The organism is Acetomicrobium mobile (assembly GCF_937920065.1).
Genome location: NZ_CALETC010000035.1, coordinates 1 through 3,880, shown reverse-complemented (window position 1 = coordinate 3,880; position 3,880 = coordinate 1). Strand labels below are relative to the sequence as shown.

Below are 3,880 nucleotides of genomic sequence, written 5' to 3'. Positions count from 1 at the left end.
GCAGGCCGTTGGCAGCTTGATAAAGACGGGGCCTACGGGCACAAACGTAAATGATTTGATCTTTATATTGTGCGGTGGTGCCGAACTGCATAGTTAAGGTCTGTTAAATAAGCCTGTTAAATAAAAATGGTGGGCGACGCAGGTTTCGAACCCGTGGCGTCTTCCCTGTAAGGGAATTGCTCACCCGGTAAGCTTGTTGCCCACCGCGGTTTTGATTATGAACTGCCATCCCGATATTCCCCCGTCCCTTACTGGACCCACTCGAAATAACTAAGCTAGGTTATATCGTCCGGATGATATGGTATTGATGTATATCTCGCTTATAATCAAAAATTAAGCATTAAACGGCTCCACAATTAAGCCCATGTAAGCCCATGCCTTTTATTGCCATCGCAATTATTAGGCCCTTATCCCATGGCTGTTGGTAAGCAGCCGCACTCGTTTGCAACAAAAATTTTAAATGTTGAAAAACTCATATGCTTTGGTATTATTTACTTATGATATAATCTTTCATCGTTGAGTGTGTATTTATGTGAGTTTTATTATAGAAATGAGCAGTATCGTTAATTCAATACAAGTATTATGACTATGATGCTGTTTCATATTACCCTAAAAGAGTCATAATGGACGATATTATGAATATCTTACATGTATCGACGAATGTTGTATACATCTTGTAAAATAAGATTAAAAATGACCAACATATGAATACTCGTCTTGAAATTGTCACCTATAGTGCAATATCGCAATATGGCATGGATTTCATATGATTGCATGCTATTTGAAAGGTGATGCAAGTGTTTAAGGGGATACAATCGAGGAATTTGTAATAGATAATTTAAGGCAAACCATGTTCGTACTAAAAACAATTTAAATTATAAGGAGGTAGAAAGATGAGCGAGGATGTCCTTAGTGTAGCGAACTCGTTAGGAGTTTGGCTTACGGCTGCTCCTGTAGCAATACTGACTGTAATTCAAGCCTATCTATACTACAAGCAAATTTACAAGACTGCAGATATAGTGGATCTGACCCATGATCAGCTTAAGCTCGCTTTTAGAGCAGGCGCTATAACGGCAATTGGACCTTCGATAGCAATCTTCATCATTATGGTTGGCCTGATGTCAGTTATAGGAGCTCCCATGGCTTGGATGCGCCTAGCAGTTATAGGAGCTGCTCCAACAGAGCTTACGGCAGCAACAGTCGGGGCCGATGCTGTAGGAGTTACATTCGGCGGAGAGGGCTACGACCTTTACGCCATGTCGGTCTCTTGGTGGACCATGGCCATCAACGGTTGTGGTTGGCTTCTATTCGTGGGGCTTTTTGCCCATAAGCTGGAAGCTTTTAGGGAGAAGATGGGTGCTGGCGATCCAGCATGGTTGGCAATATTGACATCTGCTGCCATGATAGGCGTTTTTGGTTACTTAAACGGCCGCAACATAATAGCTTTCAATGGTCCACTGACTGCAGCAATTGTTGGTGGTGTGTCGATGGTTATCCTGTTAAAGGTCGCCAAAAAGGCGAGCTGGCTTAAGGAGTACACGTTGGGTATTGCCATGCTAATTGGCATGACTGTGGCGGCCATTTTATTCTAGTAAATTAACGTGGATGGAGAGGAGGTAAGAAAATGTCGGAGAAAAAAATTGACGATGCGTTCCTTCATGAACATTGGACGCGTCCTGTAGTAAGAATAGGAATGATAACCATGCTTAGTGCTTGTATCTTGAGCTTTCTTCCTTTGGTTTACCTATACATTGTATATGGTGTTTATCCGAAACTGTCAACGGCAATAACAGCCTGGGGGCTCATAGCCGCAGTGTTTGGAGCCATGTACTTCGTAGAACCGATCTCTTACTATCCCATCTTGGGATTGGCAGGCACGTACATGTCGATTTTGAGTGGCAACGTATCTAATCTGAGGTTACCCTGTTCCGCAATGGCTCAAGAAGTTTTGGGGGTTAAGGAAGGGACGAGGCAGGCGGAACTAATAGGCACAATGGGAATTATCGGCTCGATCATCGTAAACTTCGTTGCTGTAACCCTTGCAGCCTTTGTGGGTTATTCGTTGATCAAGTTGTTCCCACCAGCCGTGGCCGATGCCTTTAGAAGTTATACTGCCCCTGCAATATTTGGTGCGGTATTCGGCCAGTTTTCGCTACGACAGCCAGAGTTGGCACCTTTTGCACTGGCGATTCCCATAGCGCTCTTGATTTTCAAAGTGCCCGTTTGGATCATCATACTCGCATCGGTCTTTGGAACCATCGGGATCGCAAGAATATTTTATAAAAAAGGCGTAATTAAGTAACATCCTACGCTTGGAGGGATAAATCGTGGGAAGGTTTGACAGATTGAAGGAAAGGGCAAAGGAGCTTCAGGGTCAGTTCGTGGAGTGGCGACGCCATTTTCACCAATATCCCGAAGTAGGTTTAGAGTTACCGGAGACGGAGAAGTTTGTTGCCGAAAGACTCAAAGAAATGGGCCTTGAGGTTAGAACGGGAGTTGCTGGCCACGGGGTCGTGGCAGTCCTTAAGGGATCAAAACCCGGTCCAACCATGGCAATTAGGGCAGATATGGATGCCTTAAACCTAAAGGAAGAAACGGGACTTCCCTTTGCATCCAAAATTGAGGGGCGCATGCATGCCTGTGGTCACGATGCTCACACGGCCATAGCTCTCGGTGCTGCAAAACTGCTTTCTGAGATTGCTTCAGAACTTGCAGGCAACGTCAAGTTCATTTTCCAGCCTGCCGAAGAAGGCCCTGGCGGAGCAAAGCCGATGATTGAAGACGGCGCCTTGGAGAATCCCAAGGTAGATGCAATCATTGGCTTGCATACAGGCTGTCTTTGGGATTACGAGAAGACTGGAGAGGTCTTTGTGAGCTACGGTCCTATGATGGCTTGCATGGACAGGATCGATGTTACAATCAAAGGAAAGGGTGCTCACGGAGCGACGCCCCACAAATCAGTCGATTCCATCTCGGTTGCTTCCCATGCCATTTCAGCTGTCCAGACGGTAATCAGTCGCGAGGTTAATCCGCTTGAGCCTGTAGTAGTGACCATCGGCAAAATTCAAGGTGGGACGGCTTACAACATAATATCGCAGGAAGTTTCCTTCGAGGGGACAGTTAGGGCCTTAAAGCAAGACATTCGAGAGTTTTTGGACGAACGCATCGGTGGAATAATCAAGGGCGTTGCATCCGGAATGCGAGCCGAAGTTGATTATATCTATACTTACGGATATCCACCGCTCTCCAACGATCCTGAGTTCACGAAGAGGTTTGTGAAGGTGGCAACGGAAATTCTAGGCAAGGATATGGTTAAAGAAATTCCTGAACCTTCTATGGTTGGAGAGGATATGGCTTACTTCTTGAATGAGGTCCCAGGGACATTCTTTTTCCTCGCCGGCTGCAAAGAGGTGGACGGACAGATACATCCCCATCACAACCCTAAGTTCGATGTTGACGAGAACGTCCTGTGGGAAGGCGCACTTTTATTGAGCGCTACGGTTATAGATTTTCTTTCTAATTAAAAACTTGCGGAGGGGGAGAAGCGTCTAGCTTCTTCTCCTTTTTTAAATCATCTTGCAGCGTTAGAGAGAGAATTATGAAGGAAAGGCTTAAAAAAAGACTCAAGTACCTAGCGTTTCTATGCGGCGTGTTGGGTGATGAGCGCGAATGGGCCTGTATTGATGGCGTCGTTTGCGTGCAAGAGGAAATTGGCCTTTGAGGTGCAGCGATTGCGATCAGGCATGTAAAGCCGGACTGGCTATTGTGCTAGATACCATCCGGGTTACTGATTGTGCCACGGCGTTGTTCTCGCTCTTCCCTGTGAGGGAATTGCTCACCCGGTAAGCTTGTTGCCCACCGCGGTTTTGAATTTAAACTA

Annotated in this window: 4 protein-coding genes; all 4 read left to right on the top strand. The window is 45.8% G+C overall.

Features of this window, described 5'->3' with window-relative positions; translation table 11 throughout:
- Positions 1–893 precede the first annotated feature (893 nt).
- The 4 genes from Q7P41_RS01565 (at position 894) to Q7P41_RS01550 (ending at position 3,721) form a co-directional block, all read left to right on the top strand.
- A complete protein-coding gene (locus tag Q7P41_RS01565; protein ID WP_303881627.1) occupies positions 894–1,592 on the top strand; it encodes a DUF5058 family protein in 699 nt (232 codons plus the stop codon).
- A gap of 32 nt (positions 1,593–1,624) precedes the next feature.
- A complete protein-coding gene (locus tag Q7P41_RS01560) occupies positions 1,625–2,302 on the top strand; it encodes a hypothetical protein (protein WP_303881625.1) in 678 nt (225 codons plus the stop codon).
- 25 nt (positions 2,303–2,327) lie between these two features.
- Positions 2,328–3,524 carry a M20 family metallopeptidase gene (locus Q7P41_RS01555; protein WP_303881623.1) on the top strand — a complete coding sequence of 399 codons (1,197 nt, stop codon included), beginning with the start codon at positions 2,328–2,330 and terminating at the stop codon, positions 3,522–3,524.
- Positions 3,525–3,598: 74 nt separating this feature from the next.
- A complete protein-coding gene (locus Q7P41_RS01550) occupies positions 3,599–3,721 on the top strand; it encodes a hypothetical protein (protein WP_303881621.1) in 123 nt (40 codons plus the stop codon).
- Positions 3,722–3,880 lie beyond the last annotated feature (159 nt).